21 protein-coding genes and 2 pseudogenes are annotated in these 15,657 nt (G+C 49.3%); 14 read left to right on the top strand and 9 right to left on the bottom strand.

The window, feature by feature from the left end:
- Positions 1 to 8: 8 nt before the first annotated feature.
- The 7 genes and pseudogenes from ACMGGH_RS08085 to ACMGGH_RS08115 form a co-directional block, all read right to left on the bottom strand.
- The gene (locus ACMGGH_RS08085) at positions 9 to 1,250 is read right to left on the bottom strand and encodes a restriction endonuclease subunit S (protein WP_420299090.1); all 1,242 of its coding nucleotides are present in this window, start codon (positions 1,248 to 1,250) and stop codon (positions 9 to 11) included.
- The gene (locus tag ACMGGH_RS08090) at positions 1,250 to 2,857 is read right to left on the bottom strand and encodes a type I restriction-modification system subunit M (RefSeq protein ID WP_420299091.1); all 1,608 of its coding nucleotides are present in this window, start codon (positions 2,855 to 2,857) and stop codon (positions 1,250 to 1,252) included. Before ACMGGH_RS08090 ends, ACMGGH_RS08085 begins: the two co-directional genes overlap by 1 nt.
- A gap of 41 nt (positions 2,858 to 2,898) precedes the next feature.
- Positions 2,899 to 3,486: a restriction endonuclease subunit S gene (locus ACMGGH_RS08095; RefSeq protein ID WP_420299092.1), complete on the bottom strand. Its 588-nt coding sequence runs from the start codon at positions 3,484 to 3,486 to the stop codon at positions 2,899 to 2,901.
- 176 nt (positions 3,487 to 3,662) lie between these two features.
- Positions 3,663 to 4,091, bottom strand: a pseudogene (locus ACMGGH_RS08100) (putative zinc ribbon protein).
- On the bottom strand, positions 4,079 to 4,507 hold the full coding sequence (locus ACMGGH_RS08105; protein ID WP_420299093.1) for a putative zinc ribbon protein: 429 nt from the start codon (positions 4,505 to 4,507) through the stop codon (positions 4,079 to 4,081). The pseudogene ACMGGH_RS08100 and the gene ACMGGH_RS08105 overlap by 13 nt, the downstream one beginning before the upstream one ends.
- Before the next feature lie 112 nt (positions 4,508 to 4,619).
- The gene (locus ACMGGH_RS08110) at positions 4,620 to 4,826 is read right to left on the bottom strand and encodes a helix-turn-helix transcriptional regulator (RefSeq protein ID WP_420299094.1); all 207 of its coding nucleotides are present in this window, start codon (positions 4,824 to 4,826) and stop codon (positions 4,620 to 4,622) included.
- 99 nt (positions 4,827 to 4,925) lie between these two features.
- A complete protein-coding gene (locus tag ACMGGH_RS08115; protein ID WP_420299095.1) occupies positions 4,926 to 5,501 on the bottom strand; it encodes a hypothetical protein in 576 nt (191 codons plus the stop codon).
- A 1,080-nt stretch (positions 5,502 to 6,581) separates the two neighbouring features.
- Between ACMGGH_RS08115 and ACMGGH_RS08120 the strand changes: the two genes are divergently transcribed.
- The 14 genes and pseudogenes from ACMGGH_RS08120 (at position 6,582) to ACMGGH_RS08185 (ending at position 14,016) form a co-directional block, all read left to right on the top strand.
- Complete coding sequence (locus ACMGGH_RS08120; RefSeq protein ID WP_420299096.1) at positions 6,582 to 7,508, top strand: hypothetical protein; 927 nt, start codon at positions 6,582 to 6,584, stop codon at positions 7,506 to 7,508.
- A 96-nt stretch (positions 7,509 to 7,604) separates the two neighbouring features.
- Positions 7,605 to 8,492, top strand: coding sequence for a GTPase family protein (locus ACMGGH_RS08125; protein ID WP_420299097.1), 888 nt, complete (start codon positions 7,605 to 7,607; stop codon positions 8,490 to 8,492).
- Positions 8,493 to 8,690: 198 nt separating this feature from the next.
- Positions 8,691 to 9,095, top strand: coding sequence for a hypothetical protein (locus tag ACMGGH_RS08130; RefSeq protein ID WP_420299098.1), 405 nt, complete (start codon positions 8,691 to 8,693; stop codon positions 9,093 to 9,095).
- Positions 9,096 to 9,159: 64 nt separating this feature from the next.
- Positions 9,160 to 9,624, top strand: coding sequence for a hypothetical protein (locus ACMGGH_RS08135; protein ID WP_420299099.1), 465 nt, complete (start codon positions 9,160 to 9,162; stop codon positions 9,622 to 9,624).
- 131 nt (positions 9,625 to 9,755) lie between these two features.
- Positions 9,756 to 9,989 (top strand): annotated as a pseudogene (locus ACMGGH_RS08140) (DUF905 domain-containing protein).
- A gap of 199 nt (positions 9,990 to 10,188) precedes the next feature.
- Positions 10,189 to 11,007: a DUF932 domain-containing protein gene (locus tag ACMGGH_RS08145; RefSeq protein WP_420299100.1), complete on the top strand. Its 819-nt coding sequence runs from the start codon at positions 10,189 to 10,191 to the stop codon at positions 11,005 to 11,007.
- Positions 11,007 to 11,261: a hypothetical protein gene (locus ACMGGH_RS08150; protein ID WP_420299101.1), complete on the top strand. Its 255-nt coding sequence runs from the start codon at positions 11,007 to 11,009 to the stop codon at positions 11,259 to 11,261. The genes ACMGGH_RS08145 and ACMGGH_RS08150 overlap by 1 nt, the downstream gene beginning before the upstream one ends.
- Positions 11,262 to 11,277: 16 nt before the next feature.
- Positions 11,278 to 11,748 (top strand): antirestriction protein, encoded by a 471-nt coding sequence (locus ACMGGH_RS08155; RefSeq protein ID WP_420299102.1) that lies wholly within the window; start codon positions 11,278 to 11,280, stop codon positions 11,746 to 11,748.
- Positions 11,749 to 11,759: 11 nt separating this feature from the next.
- On the top strand, positions 11,760 to 12,239 hold the full coding sequence (gene radC, locus ACMGGH_RS08160; RefSeq protein WP_420299103.1) for a RadC family protein: 480 nt from the start codon (positions 11,760 to 11,762) through the stop codon (positions 12,237 to 12,239).
- Between the two features lie 14 nt (positions 12,240 to 12,253).
- Positions 12,254 to 12,475 carry a DUF987 domain-containing protein gene (locus ACMGGH_RS08165; RefSeq protein WP_241950344.1) on the top strand — a complete coding sequence of 74 codons (222 nt, stop codon included), beginning with the start codon at positions 12,254 to 12,256 and terminating at the stop codon, positions 12,473 to 12,475.
- Positions 12,476 to 12,498: 23 nt separating this feature from the next.
- Entirely contained in the window at positions 12,499 to 12,858 is a 360-nt protein-coding gene (locus ACMGGH_RS08170) for a type IV toxin-antitoxin system YeeU family antitoxin (protein ID WP_420299104.1), read from the top strand.
- Between the two features lie 50 nt (positions 12,859 to 12,908).
- Positions 12,909 to 13,286, top strand: a complete 378-nt coding sequence (locus ACMGGH_RS08175) for a TA system toxin CbtA family protein (RefSeq protein ID WP_420299105.1) — start codon at positions 12,909 to 12,911, stop codon at positions 13,284 to 13,286.
- The gene (locus tag ACMGGH_RS08180) at positions 13,283 to 13,774 is read left to right on the top strand and encodes a DUF5983 family protein (protein ID WP_420299106.1); all 492 of its coding nucleotides are present in this window, start codon (positions 13,283 to 13,285) and stop codon (positions 13,772 to 13,774) included. The genes ACMGGH_RS08175 and ACMGGH_RS08180 overlap by 4 nt, the downstream gene beginning before the upstream one ends.
- Positions 13,775 to 13,803: 29 nt before the next feature.
- The gene (locus ACMGGH_RS08185) at positions 13,804 to 14,016 is read left to right on the top strand and encodes a hypothetical protein (protein ID WP_277284111.1); all 213 of its coding nucleotides are present in this window, start codon (positions 13,804 to 13,806) and stop codon (positions 14,014 to 14,016) included.
- 34 nt (positions 14,017 to 14,050) lie between these two features.
- On the opposite strand, the gene ACMGGH_RS08190 is transcribed toward ACMGGH_RS08185, so the two are convergent.
- Positions 14,051 to 14,518: a hypothetical protein gene (locus tag ACMGGH_RS08190; RefSeq protein ID WP_420299107.1), complete on the bottom strand. Its 468-nt coding sequence runs from the start codon at positions 14,516 to 14,518 to the stop codon at positions 14,051 to 14,053.
- 3 nt (positions 14,519 to 14,521) lie between these two features.
- The gene (locus tag ACMGGH_RS08195) at positions 14,522 to 15,493 is read right to left on the bottom strand and encodes a glycosyltransferase (RefSeq protein ID WP_420299108.1); all 972 of its coding nucleotides are present in this window, start codon (positions 15,491 to 15,493) and stop codon (positions 14,522 to 14,524) included.
- Positions 15,494 to 15,657: the final 164 nt, after the last annotated feature.

Raw genomic sequence — 15,657 nt, forward strand, 5'->3', positions numbered from 1 at the left:
TGAAAATTTTATACGAACATTTTCTGAATTAGGGCTTGCTTCCAAGTCGTCAACTTATCCAATTCAGCTTTTTTAAGGATGATTTTATCGTCGATTGTGGCAAGGAAATTGGCAATTTTGGTTTGCTCACCAATGCTTGGTAGTGGAAGCATCAATTCTAATAAATTTTTCTTTGTGACACTTAATACAGAAACGCCCGTCGCAATTACTTTTATTTGCTTCCTGACTTCTGATGATTGCATCATGTAACTGCCGAAACCTAGAGCCATATTGGTGGACGGTCTTGCTAAAAAAGTGTGTAACCCGGCAACAATCTGTTGTTGCCCGACATTAACTATCTCAATACACTTACCAATATCATTATAATCCTCAGAAGCATCCGCAATTACTAAATCCCCTTTTCTACATAAGTTGTCCTCGGTTATTTTTATTTCCTTGGATATATAGGGAACCAATTCTTTATTAATATCAAACAGGCAGTTAAATTTCGTGTGTATATCACCGTAGTGAATGTTTTTAACTATTCCATTTTCATAGTTGAGTTCATTTCTGGATAGAGAATTAGTACCTAATAGACTGTATAAAGTTCTAAAGGATTTAATTTTCCATTCAGGAAATGCTTTTCCATTATCATCCTTGAATCGCAATTCTTGGCTAAAGATCTTCTGTATTACACCTTTTTTGTAATCACTTAGAAGAGCGTGCTGTTTATCCACTAGCTTAATTATTTCATCAACAGAATTGAGGAAGTCAGCAATTTTAGTTTGCTCTAAAATATCAGGAATTGATAAAACTAATTCATTGAAGTTTTTTTGCCCCAAAGTTTTGTTTCGACCAGCCCCACCTGGAGATGCGGATTCTAATAAGCTCTTCCCTTTTTTGGTTAAAAAATACCTTCTAATATAGTCGATATTACATTTATTTTCTTTTGGGTAATACATAGGGAATCGATGAGATGCAATAAACCCCTCATCTTCCGCAGAGGTAAGTGCAATAGCTTGCTCCCATGCAAAAACAATATTTAGGATTAAAGCATCTTTTTTTACCCAAAAAACACGTTTACTTCCTAATTCAGAACCCAAAATCTCATCCTTATGGAATAACCCTCTACCATGAGAGCGAATTCCTATTTCTCGATATTTTTGTGTTTTATTGACGAGAACTGGAGAAGTAAAACGTTCTAAGATATCCTCAACCTTATATTTAACTAAAGGGGTTGAGAATGATTGGAATCTTATCTTTGGCACCATTACTTACTCCCCTCTGCCTGCTTAAAAGGGGCGTCGATCCCCAGTTCCTTACAGAACATGGCAATGGTCTTATCAATCTCAGCTACTTTCCCTTCCAGCTTACGAATCTCTTGCGCAACGGCGTTGAGGTCAATTTCATCTTCCACTTCAAAGTTATCAACATAACGAGGTATGTTGAGGTTGTAATCATTACCACGGATCTCTTCAAGAGTAGCAATATGGCTGTACTTCTCTTTAGTTTTCCAGTCATTGTAAGTATCAGCAATCTTATCGATATGTTCCGGCAGCAAGCGATTTTGAGTTTTCACTTTCTCAAAGTCATTGCTTGCATCAATAAACAAAATACCGTTGTTGTGCTTGCGGCACTTACGCAATACCAGCACACAGGTTGGGATACTTGTGCCATAGAAGATATTGGCAGGTAGCCCAATTACTGCGTCAATACAGTTCAACTGCTCAATCATGAACTTACGAATATGGCCTTCCGCAGCACCACGGAAAAGAACGCCATGCGGCAGCACCACAGCCATCGTGCCGTCATCTTCCAGGTGATAGAACATATGTTGCACAAATGCCATATCCGCTTTGCTGGACGGGGCCAGTTTGCCGTATTGCGCAAAACGGTCATCGTTCATAAACAGCTGGCTGGCGCTCCATTTGGCCGAGAACGGTGGGTTGGCGACAATCGCATCAAATTTCAGATGCGTATGCTGCGGGTGTTCCAGCGTATCTTCCTGCATGATTTCAAAGTCAGCATAGTGAACACCATGCAAAATCATGTTCATACGTGCCAGGTTGTAGGTGGTGCGGTTCATCTCCTGACCGTAGATTTTACCTACGGAAGAGGCTTCACGTTTTACACGCAGCAGTAGAGAGCCAGAGCCACAGGTCGGGTCATATACGTTTTTCAGTTTGAGCTTGTGAGTAGTAACAATTTTTGCCAGCAACGTAGAAACCGGCTGCGGTGTATAGAACTCGCCCGCTTTTTTACCTGCACCTGAAGCGAATTGCCCAATCAAATACTCGTAAGCATCGCCCAGTATGTCAGAACTGGCTTCACTCAGATTAAAACTCAATTTGTCGAGTTCGGTGATAACCTTACCAATTAGCTCATTTTTTGCTTTGGCAGTATTACCCAGTTTGCTGGAGCCTAAATCCAGGTCTTCAAACAGGTTGCTGAAGTCATCTGCGGAGTCAGTTCCCAGGGTGCTCTGCTCAATATTACGTAGGGTAGTAGCAAGATCTTCGAGAATAAAACCTTCTCCTGCGCCTTTCTGATCTTTAGCTACACGCTGAGCCATGGTGTGGAACAGGTCAGTTGGGGGCAGAAAGTAACCCAGCGTCTGAATGCTGTCGTCTTTTACCGCATTAATGATGTCCTGATAAGCCGGATGCTCAGTGGTCAGCTCGTTATACTTAATCCCGTCTTCTTTCAGGATTTTGTTGGCATAAGTGACAAACTTCTCGGAAAGATATTTGTAAAAGATGAAACCAAGGCAATAGTCACGAAACTCATCGGCATTCATCTTGCCACGTAGCGTATCAGCAATATTCCAAAGGCGGCTTTGCAGTTCACTCAAATTTTGCGCTTCAATCTGGGGCGACATACTTCTTCCTGTTGTTCTTGTAAGTCCCGGTTAAGGGATAGTTACTGAATCATATCACTGAGCTGGCTCAGGATCTGTTGTTCGTTTAGTGCGGCCAGGCGCTCTTGGTAATGGCGTTTTTCAATAGTTGCCAAATAGAGCCCACCGATTGCCTTCTGCTTATTAAGAGGAGGCAGCGTTGCAGTAAACTGACGTACCTCAGTAAGAGACAAACGTAATACAAACGTTGACCCTTGCGTTGCCATAGCTTGCTGGCGGCGGCTTTCCCTGCTTTCATTGAAGTGCCAGACAAACCAAGCAGGAATAACCTTCCGGCTGTCAACTTCGACCCTGACATAGTTATTACTGAGCAGACGCCCGGCATGCTCAGGGCTGACGATAGCGGCCTTACAATGAATCAGGCTAATGACTACATCTCCCGTCTGGACTGACAGAACCGCTTGAGTGGGGCGTACAACCTGTTCTTTAACACCGTTGATGGTATTACCCGGTTGCCAGCAGTCACTCATAAATTGCTCGGTAGCATAAAAGCGACATGCTTTAGCCTGATCATTCTGTCTGATACGACTTACATGCGCACCGGGAGTAAATGAAGCAACGATGGAATAGGGGACTGGCTCAGTTTTCATTGAATAAACTTAAATTACAATGCGTGTGGTGAGTCTATCAATCCGGGGAGGGAAGTCAACTGAATTTAAATTTATTACGTAAAATGCTCGTTTTCAGGTTAGGTGGAAAGAACCACGTTGGCGAGTTGTATGTTAGTGGCAGGCAGCGCATCAGATACGCTGCAGATTGTGCCGAGCTAGTTTTCGTCATCAGGTTTGGGGAGACAGCCTATGAACCTCGGCTCCGTACTGTAGAGCCCGGATTTACAGATTCTGCAGTACTTATTCCCCTTATATGCGGTATCACACAGCACACAATGCCATTCCTGAGGCGGTCTTAAATTTTTGTCCACGGAATACACCTCCTGACGGAGCTTCTTTTCTCGAGCCCGTGCTTTTTCCTCAGGGTCCACCCATGCGCATTACATAAGCCGTTGATGGGGAGTGGAATGCCGTATGTGCTCAAACCAGGAGGCTTCTCCTGGTACGCCTATACGCAGGAGTAATTCACAGCCGCAACTGGCGCATGTCCAGTGCCCTGCACCATCACCGGCCTTAGCGGCTTCTTTGGCATTAACAAACTGATTACGGGTGTTGTTCGCCAGATAACATTTCAGTATGCGCATACCGTTACCTCCCTAGTCCGGTCTACTGCACCGGAGAGCGCCCGGCTGTAATCACCGGTACGACAGGTTAGGCAGTACCGTTCACCGTGATAATCCTCCCCACAGCTAGAGCAGTGCCAATCTGTTTTGCGCACCAGCGGTAAGGCATCCGGCGCATAGCGACGCAGCACCCGCACCCGCCTGGCTTCCTTAGGCTCAGGGCGTACATACGGGCAATGGTGGCGTCCGTTCTCCGTCAGGTCTTCCCATGTGTGCTCAAACCACGGGCGGTTAGTACCCCATTCAGGGTGGAATACCAGCGCACTGCCGCAGAGGTGGCAGGTATAGCGGTCGTAAGGGTGAAGCTGTGCAGTGACCGCACCCGTGAGGCGCTGATTGCCGTCAAGCGCGATAAAAGATTTTGCGTAAATCGTCATAGTATTGGTCCTTTGCCATACGACAGGCAGCAGTGAACCGTCCCGGGGAGGGCAGCAGTGCAGGTCATACGACTGGTGGTCTTAAATCAGGTAGGAGGTTGCGTTCGATAGATTACTGACGGGACTGTGCAATGCGTAGCTGTAGCCAGGCTTCCACTTCGCTTTCAAGCCAGCGAGAGCTTCTCCCCAGCTTGATGGGTTTAGGGAATTCACCGTCCTGTATGAGCTTATAGAACCATTTGTCGGTTAAGCCGGTAAGTTTTGTGATAAACGCCATATCGACAAATTTGTCGTTAAGAAGGCTGACAGGTGTGGTCATCGTTTTTCTCCGTTTGTGGGAAAGGAGAAGAAGTCAGGATTCGAATGGTGCAGACTTCTTCAAACGATATACCGATGGCGTATTTTTTTATCGGCGGGTTCAGCTGTACTTACGTCGCCTGCCACTCACTGCCGGTACCGGGACAGTGCTAACTCTGTAAATCCGGTGCGCTGTCCGCTGCGACTGCTTACCCAGGTAGCTCAGGATGTATTGCATACCCTCCCGCCCTCTGTTGTCGGAAAAACTGATAACACGCTCTCCCCTTACCCTGTAATGTCCCTTAGGTTCACACCGGTGTGCATAGCCTTCTCCGTCAGTAATGTCCCCCCACAGCGACTGAATGGCTTCCCAGAAGCACCAGACCTTCCTGTGACGCTGACCATTGAGATAAAATGCAGCATGGACGTGGTAACGGTGATCTTCTGTGTATTCCAGTACCCAGGCATACCCCACCAGCCCTGATAATGCCGAACTCTGTTCCGTCAGCCAGGTCATATCGGCGACCAGTTGATTCACGTCAGCGGCGTTAAATGAATCACTATTCTGGCGATAGGCAAAATCCACCCGCAGTATTAAGAGTTTTGAGTAGCTTTCAAAGAGCTGGTTCTGATGACTGAATAAAACATTCTGTAGAGAATTATCTGGTTGGTGATTTCTGTTGGTATTGTGAAGCATGATGTTATCCCGTGATGAATAGTGGTCATGGGATAACAGCGGTGTGTTATTTTTTACTGCGTGGAATGAATCGGATGGATGAGCAGGCTCATGCTGAACAAAGTTACCGGGACCGTCAGCTGCGTATTATCAGCGTGAGAGGATATTTGTTCATGTCATCCTCACGGTAACATCCGGGACTACTGTATAGCATAAGTGCATCAGGACCAGACGGGAGATAAGATTAATCACGCTGAGTGTATACGGCTAAACTCTGCTGATGGATGTGTCGTTGGAGATGGTTAATGGGTGGGGGTTCGTAAGCTTCTTTATAAAATAACACTAATAACCTAAATGAATCTATTTTGAGGGTTTCAGTCAGTCTCAGGCTAAATATTTAGCGTTGTATATTTCTGGCCATACACGTCGTCCGGGAGAACACTGTTAATCTGACTTCACCTGATTAACATCGCCGTGCATTCCAGTAATGCTACCGTACAGGTGTTATGCTACGCATACCTTCCCGCCACTTACGATAATACTCTCTGAGAATGTCGTTCACTGTGCTTACTCCTCTACACCTCAGCGTATATTATCTTCACCACTCTGACAGCAGAGTGATGTGTGTTCCACTCCCGGTCACTTATATTGACACAACGGCTACGCCGGTGTCGGTACCTGTAAAGGTAACGTTTCGTATAATTGCAAGACAGCGTAAAAAATGAAAGCACAAACGCCGCGGGTAAAGCATCCCCATCCAGACCAGATGCTCTCACACTGAACCTGTAGCATCATAATCCAGTTGTAATGAGAGATGGAATCTTATTAATAAGAATGAAAAACATGAAAGTATGCAAGCTAACTCATTGATTTAATTTTATTATAAAGATATGTGATTGCATGATATTCATCCGATATCTGTTTGATAACTCAATGAAAGCCACTTGGTTTTTGTAGTGAATCCAGCTTATGATTGTGGTTCTTCCTTCAGGTATTTCCATGTATATTCAGTTGAATTCTTTGTGATGTTTCACATTTCTGTTTTTATACTCAACGTATACTTGTCAATAATTTTTATTCAATGTTATCAGAGAGAGCTGTATGCACAGGTATATTGAAGTGAACTCAGTCAGGGAAGGGGGCTATCTTCTCTGGCGCCTTGGTCATGCAGAAGATGCCAGACGCTTTGCTTTCAGTGCGCAAAAGAACAGGCAACAAATTCAGGATAAAATTAACAGTATCATTGATGATGAAATACAAAATAATGACGGTGACGCACGTATTCTCAGAGCAGTGCTCCGGTATGCCTCAAATTACCGTGAACGTAGTGTTGATGAATCTCAGTTGTCATGGCTCAGGCGGGATGCTTATGGTTGTCTGTATTTCTGGTTAGGGTTAGTAAAAGAATACGTAACATTCGGGATGACGGAGAGTAATGAAGTGAACCCCCGATATTATTACCGACGGGAGGGGCATTTCTGGCTTATTGGTGAGCACATGTCGTCATCAGTCCCTGACACACCGGAACAATGTTATCTGGCAATATTATCCATCCTGGATATGCTACCTCACCGTATTAAACGCAAAGATGCCATTATAGCGGAACTAAGAGATGAGTATTTTTACAATAAGGAACGATTTAGAAAAGATTTTTCCTGGATAACTGACGCAGAGCCTGAAAACATTGAATGGATAATGGCTCAATTCGGTCTGCATCGAAAGATTCTTCGGGATTTTAAAAATATTAACCTTGTTCATGAGATGCAAAACCTTGCTGTTCCTGCACTATATTATCTCTGGGAGGAAGAGCCAGACACAAAACAACTGTTTCTTAATACGTTGCGCAAACGTTATGCAAATATGAAACATCGTAAGAAAGTAGCGGTTAAATCTCCGGTTAATATTCGTATTTCTGAAAGTGCAAAAAAGACGCTGGTAAAACTTGAGAAGCGCTTTAACCGAAACAGGGCTGATGTCATTGAATATCTGATAGAAAAAACCTGGCAAGAACTGAACCAGAAAAACTAAAAAAATCTGAGTTATATATCATCTTACTGAATTCCCTCCCGTCTATATCTAACAGGCCATCCCCTTCGGATGGCCTTTTTTCATTCAGAGGCCGATATGAAACATCCCTCAGGCTATGTCCTTATCCGTCGCCATCTGCGGCGTTATCCACACGCGCTACGCCAGCATTTGCTGCAGGAGCTCAACCGACTCGTTACGTATGAACCGGTGATTGGCATCATGGGGAAAACCGGCGTCGGCAAATCCTCGCTGTGCAATGCACTGTTCCGGAGCGAAGTCTGTACTGTCAATGCCGTGGAAGCCTGCACCCGTCAGCCACAGCGTGTCCGGCTACGTTTCGGTAATCACTTCCTGACGCTGGTTGATTTACCCGGTGTGGGCGAGAGTGTTACCCGTGATGGTGAATACCGTGAACTGTATCGTGACCTCATGCCACAACTCGATATGGTGCTGTGGGTACTCAAAGCCGATGACCGCGCCTATGCGGTGGAAGAGCAGTTTTATCAGGATGTCTTCGCGCAGTACAGCGGACCGCAGCCACCGCTGTTATGGATACTCAACCAGGTGGACAAAACCGAACCCGCCGAGCAGTGGAACTGGCCGTCGGCCCAGCCCTCGGCGTTACAGGCAGAGCGTATTGCACAGAAACAGCAAGCGGTGGCACGTCAATTGCAGATAGCAGAAATAGATATTCTGCCAGTCTCTGTCCGGGGGCGTTACCGGCTGTCGCGCCTGGTGGAGGCCATGATTACCCGCCTCCCAAAGCTGGCCCGTAGTCCGCTTGTGCCGCACCTGCAGAACGGGTATCGCACCGATGCCGTTATTAGCACCGCCAGCAACAGCTTTGGCGATGCCGTGGTGGAGGTGATTGATAAGGTCATTGACCTGGCCCCTCTGCCGCAGGTGGCCCGCACAGCACTGCATGCGGTGACCCACACCGTCGCCCGTGCGGCACGCTCCCTGTGGGGATTTTTCTTTGGTTAGATAAACATCTTCATTTATGTTGATAAGCGTTTTTGCTTCGTCACGATCGAATTCGTCGATCGAACAGATCGATATTCATCGTTGTACCTGATAAGCCCCTCAGTTACATAATCCATTGGGATTCATGTCATTACGTTATTTCTTCATTAAAAATCAATGAGATGACTCGCAGGAATTGTCATGTCTTAAGGAACCTTTATGACTAAATATTATACCGCTGCTGCAGCCATTATTCTGCTGGCAACCCTGTCCTCAACTGCCGGTGCGACTGAAAATGACATCATTAATGTCGATATTCAGAAGAACATACAGGGTATCAATGTCACCGTTACGGCTAAAACTGACACCGTTGTCATTAAGAATATTGACGTCAACCGGGGAAAATGCCCGCTGCTGACAAAAGGAACCGTCACATACCAGGGCAAAAGGCTTGAGGGCTGGGTGGCGCAGGGGGCTACCTTTACCCCCACCACTATGCATTTTGCTGACGGCCTGACCTGGCATTTCGGTCATACCTATCTTCAGCCACCCGCAGGCGTGGTCTGCAGCTTTCTTGAAGCCAGGGTATTCACCGACCAGGGCACCTTCACGGTGACCGAATAAACCGCTTTTAACATCAACCTCTAATGCCCCCAACTTTCTTATTGTTTATTAAAGGAAAATTATTTTGTTACTCAAATCGATACTCCCTCTTACCCTTGCACTCTGTTTCTCAGGGCAGGCGCTGGCGTTCGGTAGCCATGATACCTGGACCAGCGGCTTCGCACAGGGTACAGCGGAATATGTCATCCTCGGCAAGGGGCAGTCACAGCTGTACCTCGCCTGCGACAGCTCGGGGTCACAAGCCGCCACCATCATCTTCACCGACGCGACCGGCCATCAGGTCAGCATGGACAGCGGTCAGACCCTGACGATGAAAATTGATAATGAAGAAGAGGCAAATATCAGCGAAAGCGACTCTCACGTGGGAGAGAACAACCTCATGTGGGCATGGAACAAGCTGCGTACCGGTAAACGCGTGCTCGTCTCCGGCTCAGGTGCAAAACCTGCCGTCTTCACGCTGAAGGGAGCTTCAGGAGTCATACCGGCGTTCGGCGATAACGGCTGCGTGGCGAAGTTTGATATTCCGTAATGCCTTTAGCACCCACCACGATAACAACACCTCCGCCGCAATACCTTCCTGGCTTTTTAGCCAGCCCCGTCCAGCGCCCTGCTCATTGAGCGGGGCATTTATTTTTGTGCCGGATACAAGAGGAGCTCACCGTGCAAAACACTGACGACAGTCCATTACCACCCGGTCCGTTCACCCGCCGACAGGCTGAAGCTGTAGTGGTGTTTTAACGCAATATCGCCATAGAAGACGATCAGGCTACGCATTTTCGGCTGGTGATTCGCGACAGCGAGGGGCAGTTGATCTGGCGGGCATGGAATTTTGAAGCTAACGCTGGGGAATGGCTTAACCGCTACATCGCCAGCCACGGAGTCAGAAAGGGGTAAAAAAATGCCGGTACGGAGGTCGCCGGCGGCGATATGACACACAGGTTGCCCCGATCTGAGGCCGGGTGCGTCGCAATATAAAGCATCTGCAGCCAACGCGCGACAGAAATTATCAATACCACACGAACGGAATAACGGCGTCCGGGCTCACTGCCTGTGGCGCTTTTTTATGCTGTTTTATTAACCAGAGGTACTCACCATGAGATTAGCCAGCCGCTTTGGCCGTATAAACCAGATACGCCGTGACCGCCCCTTAACCCATGAAGAATTAATGCAGGTTGTTCCCAGCGTATTCGGAGAAGACAAACACGACTCCCGCTCTGAGCGCTATTGCTACATTCCGACGATTACCCTGCTGGAGAACCTGCAGCGTGAAGGTTTCGAACCCTTCTTCGCCTGCCAGTCGCGCGTCCGCGATCCGGAGCGTCGGGAACATACCAAACACCTGTTACGTCTGCGCAGGGCGGGTCAGATAAACGGTCAGCATGTACCTGAAATCATTATTCTTAATTCACATGATGGTGCGTCGAGTTTTCAGCTATTACCAGGAATATTCCGAAGCGTCTGCACAAATTCGCTCGTCTGCGGACAGTCGTTTGGCGAAATCAGGGTTCCACACCGGGGCAACGTGGTGGAAAAGGTCATTGAAGGCGCTTACGAGGTGCTGGGAATATTTGACCGGGTGGAAGCGAAACGTGGCGCCATGGAATCGCTGCTGATACCTCCACCAGCACAACACGCCCTGGCCGAAGCGGCACTGACATACCGTTTTGGTGAAGAACACCAGCCGGTCACCGCCACACAGATCCTGACGCCGAGACGCTATGAAGATCGCCAGAACGACCTGTGGTCGGTCTTCAATCGTTGCCAGGAAAACCTGCTGAAAGGTGGTCTGCCCGGGCGTACCGCGAAGGGCAAACGCAGCCACACCCGCGCGGTTAACGGAATTGATGGCGACATTAAGCTCAACCGGGCTTTATGGGTGATGGCGGAACAGATGCAGCAGGCTCTGAGCTGATGCGGTATGTTCCTGCGGACGCCCGCCAGGCCGGAATATATCCGGTATCTCTGGCGAACCAGCCAGGCTGCCGTGCCATCTCTGATGACGACCTGTGCGCGTGGTGCACCCATCTGCTCTACCGCCCCGGCGAACCCAGCCTCTGCCGGTTAAGCCTCACCGACGACCGCTGGCCCTCACACTGTGATGAAGACGGCTATGCGCAATCCTGCCCGTCACTCCGGTTAAACCGGTCTCCCCAACTTAATGAATGAACAAGGAAAAAACAACATGACCCGCAACACTCTGCCACTCTTCACCCCGGAAGAAAGCGTTCCGCTTGCAGCGCAACATCAGATTAACGCCACGCTCGTACCTGATGAGCAACGTGTGGGCTTCTGGCCGCAGCACTTCGGCAGCATACCGCAGTGGATAATCCTTGAGCCGACCATCTTCACGTGGATGGACCGCTTCTGCGCAGACTACAACGGCGGTATCTGGAATTTTTATACTCTCAGCAACGGCGGGGCGTTTATGGCCCCGGAAGCGGAGAACAGTGAGTCGTGGTCGCTGTTCAACACTATGAACGGCAACGGCGGTGAACTCAGTGCCGAAGCTGCCGGAATAGCCGTCTGTCTGATGGCATACAGCCACCACGCCTGCCGTACCGAATGCGACGCCATGACGGAGCACTACTACCGCCTGCGCGACTATGCGCTGAACCACGCGGAATGTGGTGCCATCATGCACATCATCGACTGAGGGATAAGAAGATGGAACAACAGTTACCGCTGTTTGCACGTGAATTAGCCCCTGCTGACCAGCAAACCATCAGGGAAGCCTTAACCCTGCTGGCGTGCCAGCTACGCGAACCTGGCGCGGCATTTACCTCCAGTAGCTCAGTACGTGACTGGTTGCGTCTGCAGCTCGCGTCACTGGAGCGCGAAGAGTTTACCGCACTCTTCCTTGATAACCAGCATCACCTGATAGCCCACGAAACGCTCTTTACCGGCACCATCAACCATACGCAGGTCCATCCCCGCGAAGTGGTGAAGGCCGGTCTGAAATACAACTGCGCCGCTGTCATTGTCGCCCATTGCCACCCGTCAGGGCTTGCCGAACCCAGCAAGGCCGATCGTCAGGTCACCACGCGTATTCAGCAGGCGCTGGACCTGGTGGATATCCGTCTGCTGGATCACATGGTGGTCGGCGGCATGGAAATAGTTTCGTTTTCTGAGAGAGGCTGGATTTAAGGAGAGAAATAGCGATGAAAATCATCAGCAAACGTCAGGCAATGGCGATATACCGCCAGCATCCGCAGTCCCGGTTATTTCCCTTCTGCACGGGTAAATACACATGGTCCGGCAGTATCTGCCACTACGCTGGTCGTGAGGTCCAGGATATCAGCGGAGTGCTCGCGGTCTTCGCGGAGCGTCGGCAGGACCGCAATGGCCCGTATGTCGTATTGCGCAGTGTCACGCTAAATTAACGTTAATTTAAGGAACGCTAAAATTGTCGAATGAAATACCGGCAGTAAACCACGATGTTTCTGAACCCTGGTGGGGACTTAAACGCAATATCACGCCCTGTTTTGGCGCTCGTCTGGTGCAGGAAGGCAACCGGCTGCACTATCTCGCCGAGCGCGCCAGTATCACCGGGCAGTTCTGCGACGCGGATTTACGCCATCTGGATCAGGCGTTCCCGTTACTTTTGAAACAACTGGAACTCATGCTCACCAGCGGCGAACTCAATCCCCGCCATCAGCACAGCGTCACGCTTTACGCGAAAGGTCTGACCTGCGAAGCAGATAGCCTCGGCTCACACGGGTACATTTATATTGTGATTTATCCAACACCTGCAGCAAGCACGTAAATCTTCGTACTACTTATCCTCGTTTAACCCATCAACAAAGAGATCCCACTATGCAAACCCAACCACTATCCCAAACGCGGGAGGCACCGACACGCCCGTCTCCCGTGGAGATCTGGCAACGGCTTCTAAGTCACCTGCTGGATCGTCACTACGGTCTGACACTTAACGACACGCCGTTTGGCAACGATGATGTCATTCAGGAGCATATCGACGCGAGTATCTCACTGTGCGACGCGGTGAATTTTATCGTGGAAAAATACGACCTGGTACGTACCGATCGTCACGGCTTCAGCGCGGCATCACAGTCACCGCTTATCAGCAGTATCGATATTCTCCGTGCACGGAAAGCCACCGGGCTGATGACCCGCAGCGATTACAGAACGGTGACCAACATCACCACCGGTAAATACCGCGAGGTGCAGCCATGAAACTGTCCCTCACCGTAGAAGCCGATACCATCAACGTTCTGGCGCTCAATATGGGCCGGATCGCTGTAGATATTGACGGTATTGAACTGGCAGACCTGATCAATGTGGTCTGTGACAACGGCTGCACGCTACGGATCGCCGATGAACCGGGTAAGGCAATCGTTGAATCACCACTGCCACCCTTTACGTCATTACCCGGTATCTGCTGCAGCACTGCGCACATCACGGCGGAAGACAATTCTCTGCTGTATACACTGTCGCACCAGCATGAAGATTTTGTAGAGTCTGAATGGATCCATTTTTTTGGCTCCGGCTATTTGATCCACCTGGAGGCGTGGTCGTTTCCGATCTTACGCCTCAAACGCCTCGGTCTGTCGAAAGTCTGCCGCCGGTTAGTGGTGATGCTTATTCGCCGCTACGCCGTTGGTATTATTCATCTGGATGCGGATGGCGATATCCTGCCGGGATTCGTCACGTTTGACTGGTAACCCCACCTCAAAAACATTAAGGAAAACTTATGCTGGCATTAACCACTGAAGCCGCTCTCAACATTCTGACTGAATGGCTTCAGGACAACATCAGTTGTGGCACTGTGCTTATTTTCGACAACGACGAAGACAGGACGGATTCTGCGACCCTGTTACCCTGGATAGAGCAGGCGCGAAAAGATGTCTGCGCACTGCACCAGTTACGGGCATTGCTGGTTCCTGGAACAGGCTATGTCCGTTAAACAACGTAAGCACCAGCATAGCTGGCGGGCGTTTTTAGCGGTGAGGTTGCTCCATCAGCAACAGGTATAACTGTTCGCTCACCCTCAGGGTATGCCGGTAACATCTGAATGGGGAGAGGCGTCTGTTGTAATGGATATCGCGACAAAAAGCCGCCAGAACCTCAGGAGCAGCGCCATTTATCAGGCCGGGAGCCATTTCCGGGGCGTTGAGCAAAATAAAGCATTTTTCCGGGTGCATACAGGCTGTATCGCTTTCCAGGAAATAGCCCTCCAGATACAGCAGCACTGCCAGCAGACGAAACTGCCGGGTGAGCACAACTTCGGTATTGCGGTAATGAACGGCTGTCCACAGACACTCGCGACGTATAAATCGTCTGGCGCGTTGGTTAAGGTTTCCACCTTTATTATACCAGCGCTCGACGATAGCCCTGGCTGACGGGATGTTGCCATGGCCTGTAACCGCAGTTTGCCATGCCCGTTCCAGAATATTCGCGAATTCCACAGATTAACCTTGCTCCTTCGATACAACGGTGGAGAAGTAAATTTTACGAATCAGCTTAAGGAGGAAAAAAACATCGCTCAGGCTGCTTATCCCGGACAGTAGCTGGCAACAGGCTATCCGTGTACGAAAGCGGATACGCAGCGCTTGCTGATGACTGACTTTGCGTCGATACAGCCCGAGAAAATGACGACACTCCACCAGAGCATGTCTGACCAGAGCGCGTCGTGTAGCGCAGTGTGGCTGTTGTTCACTCAGGGCGAGAATATCAGTAATCACGTCAATATAGCTGGTGGCCCGGATATCGTAATAATCCTGCCGGTGGGTAATGGACGCGGGATTGCTGATGTAGGTGTAATCTTTTCGGTCGGCAAAATAAAACCGACCATTTCCGGCTGCGAGTTGGATGGTCCAGAGAATGTCTTTGTGACTTTTGCCTTTCTGGAATCGCAGGTCATGCTCGCGGATATACGCCGAACGGGAGAGCTGCAGCCACAGATAATGCGGCCATTCCCGCTGCTTCACGCAATGGCGTATCCACTGCTGGCCGGTGAGCAACTGACCGTAAGGCTGTTTGCAGTGTACGGGCGAGCGCTGTAGACCGGCATTGTCGGCCCGCCAGCCATTGAACACGGCAACATCGGCCTGTGTTTCATGAGCAGCCCTTAGCCGTTCCTGCAAAAATCCGTCGGCTACCTGGTCATCCGCATCCAGGAACACCACCCACTCGCCGCCGTGCACCGCCAGCGCGGCGTTACGTGCGGCATATACCCCCTGATTTTCCTGATGAATAAGCATCAGCCGCTCATCGGTGATGGCGCTGAGTATGGTCCACGTTTCGTCGGTGGAGCCGTCATCCACGACAATCACCTCCATGCGGAGCGTTTGCTCGTTCAGGAGTTTGTGCACCAGGTGACCGATGGTAGCCTGCGCATTGAAGGCCGGGATAATGACGCTGACATCAATTTCAGGCTTCATACCGGGCTACGCTTTCCCCTGACTGTCATCTTTCTGACGCCTGACGGGGATAATATGTTTTTCCCTGATTTCCTGCTCGGTATCAAATAAGCACTCGTCGCAGAATTCTTTATCGAGTCCGAAAATCCGGTCCAGAACATACCTTTTTCGGTTACAGCGTGCGC

The organism is Enterobacter sp. BNK-16, from assembly GCF_048684955.1.
Classification (GTDB): domain Bacteria; phylum Pseudomonadota; class Gammaproteobacteria; order Enterobacterales; family Enterobacteriaceae; genus Enterobacter; species Enterobacter bugandensis.

What these genes read in the sequence shown, in the direction of transcription:
- ACMGGH_RS08085 (WP_420299090.1), bottom strand. Translation starts at nt 1,250, where the DNA reads ATGGTGCCAAAGATAAGATTCCAATCATTCTCAACCCCTTTAGTTAAA.
- ACMGGH_RS08090 (WP_420299091.1), bottom strand. Translation starts at nt 2,857, where the DNA reads ATGTCGCCCCAGATTGAAGCGCAAAATTTGAGTGAACTGCAAAGCCGC.
- ACMGGH_RS08095 (WP_420299092.1), bottom strand. Translation starts at nt 3,486, where the DNA reads ATGAAAACTGAGCCAGTCCCCTATTCCATCGTTGCTTCATTTACTCCC.
- ACMGGH_RS08105 (WP_420299093.1), bottom strand. Translation starts at nt 4,507, where the DNA reads ATGACGATTTACGCAAAATCTTTTATCGCGCTTGACGGCAATCAGCGC.
- ACMGGH_RS08110 (WP_420299094.1), bottom strand. Translation starts at nt 4,826, where the DNA reads ATGACCACACCTGTCAGCCTTCTTAACGACAAATTTGTCGATATGGCG.
- ACMGGH_RS08115 (WP_420299095.1), bottom strand. Translation starts at nt 5,501, where the DNA reads ATGCTTCACAATACCAACAGAAATCACCAACCAGATAATTCTCTACAG.
- ACMGGH_RS08120 (WP_420299096.1), top strand. Translation starts at nt 6,582, where the DNA reads ATGCACAGGTATATTGAAGTGAACTCAGTCAGGGAAGGGGGCTATCTT.
- ACMGGH_RS08125 (WP_420299097.1), top strand. Translation starts at nt 7,605, where the DNA reads ATGAAACATCCCTCAGGCTATGTCCTTATCCGTCGCCATCTGCGGCGT.
- ACMGGH_RS08130 (WP_420299098.1), top strand. Translation starts at nt 8,691, where the DNA reads ATGACTAAATATTATACCGCTGCTGCAGCCATTATTCTGCTGGCAACC.
- ACMGGH_RS08145 (WP_420299100.1), top strand. Translation starts at nt 10,189, where the DNA reads ATGAGATTAGCCAGCCGCTTTGGCCGTATAAACCAGATACGCCGTGAC.
- ACMGGH_RS08150 (WP_420299101.1), top strand. Translation starts at nt 11,007, where the DNA reads ATGCGGTATGTTCCTGCGGACGCCCGCCAGGCCGGAATATATCCGGTA.
- ACMGGH_RS08155 (WP_420299102.1), top strand. Translation starts at nt 11,278, where the DNA reads ATGACCCGCAACACTCTGCCACTCTTCACCCCGGAAGAAAGCGTTCCG.
- radC (WP_420299103.1), top strand. Translation starts at nt 11,760, where the DNA reads ATGGAACAACAGTTACCGCTGTTTGCACGTGAATTAGCCCCTGCTGAC.
- ACMGGH_RS08165 (WP_241950344.1), top strand. Translation starts at nt 12,254, where the DNA reads ATGAAAATCATCAGCAAACGTCAGGCAATGGCGATATACCGCCAGCAT.
- ACMGGH_RS08175 (WP_420299105.1), top strand. Translation starts at nt 12,909, where the DNA reads ATGCAAACCCAACCACTATCCCAAACGCGGGAGGCACCGACACGCCCG.
- ACMGGH_RS08180 (WP_420299106.1), top strand. Translation starts at nt 13,283, where the DNA reads ATGAAACTGTCCCTCACCGTAGAAGCCGATACCATCAACGTTCTGGCG.
- ACMGGH_RS08185 (WP_277284111.1), top strand. Translation starts at nt 13,804, where the DNA reads ATGCTGGCATTAACCACTGAAGCCGCTCTCAACATTCTGACTGAATGG.
- ACMGGH_RS08195 (WP_420299108.1), bottom strand. Translation starts at nt 15,493, where the DNA reads ATGAAGCCTGAAATTGATGTCAGCGTCATTATCCCGGCCTTCAATGCG.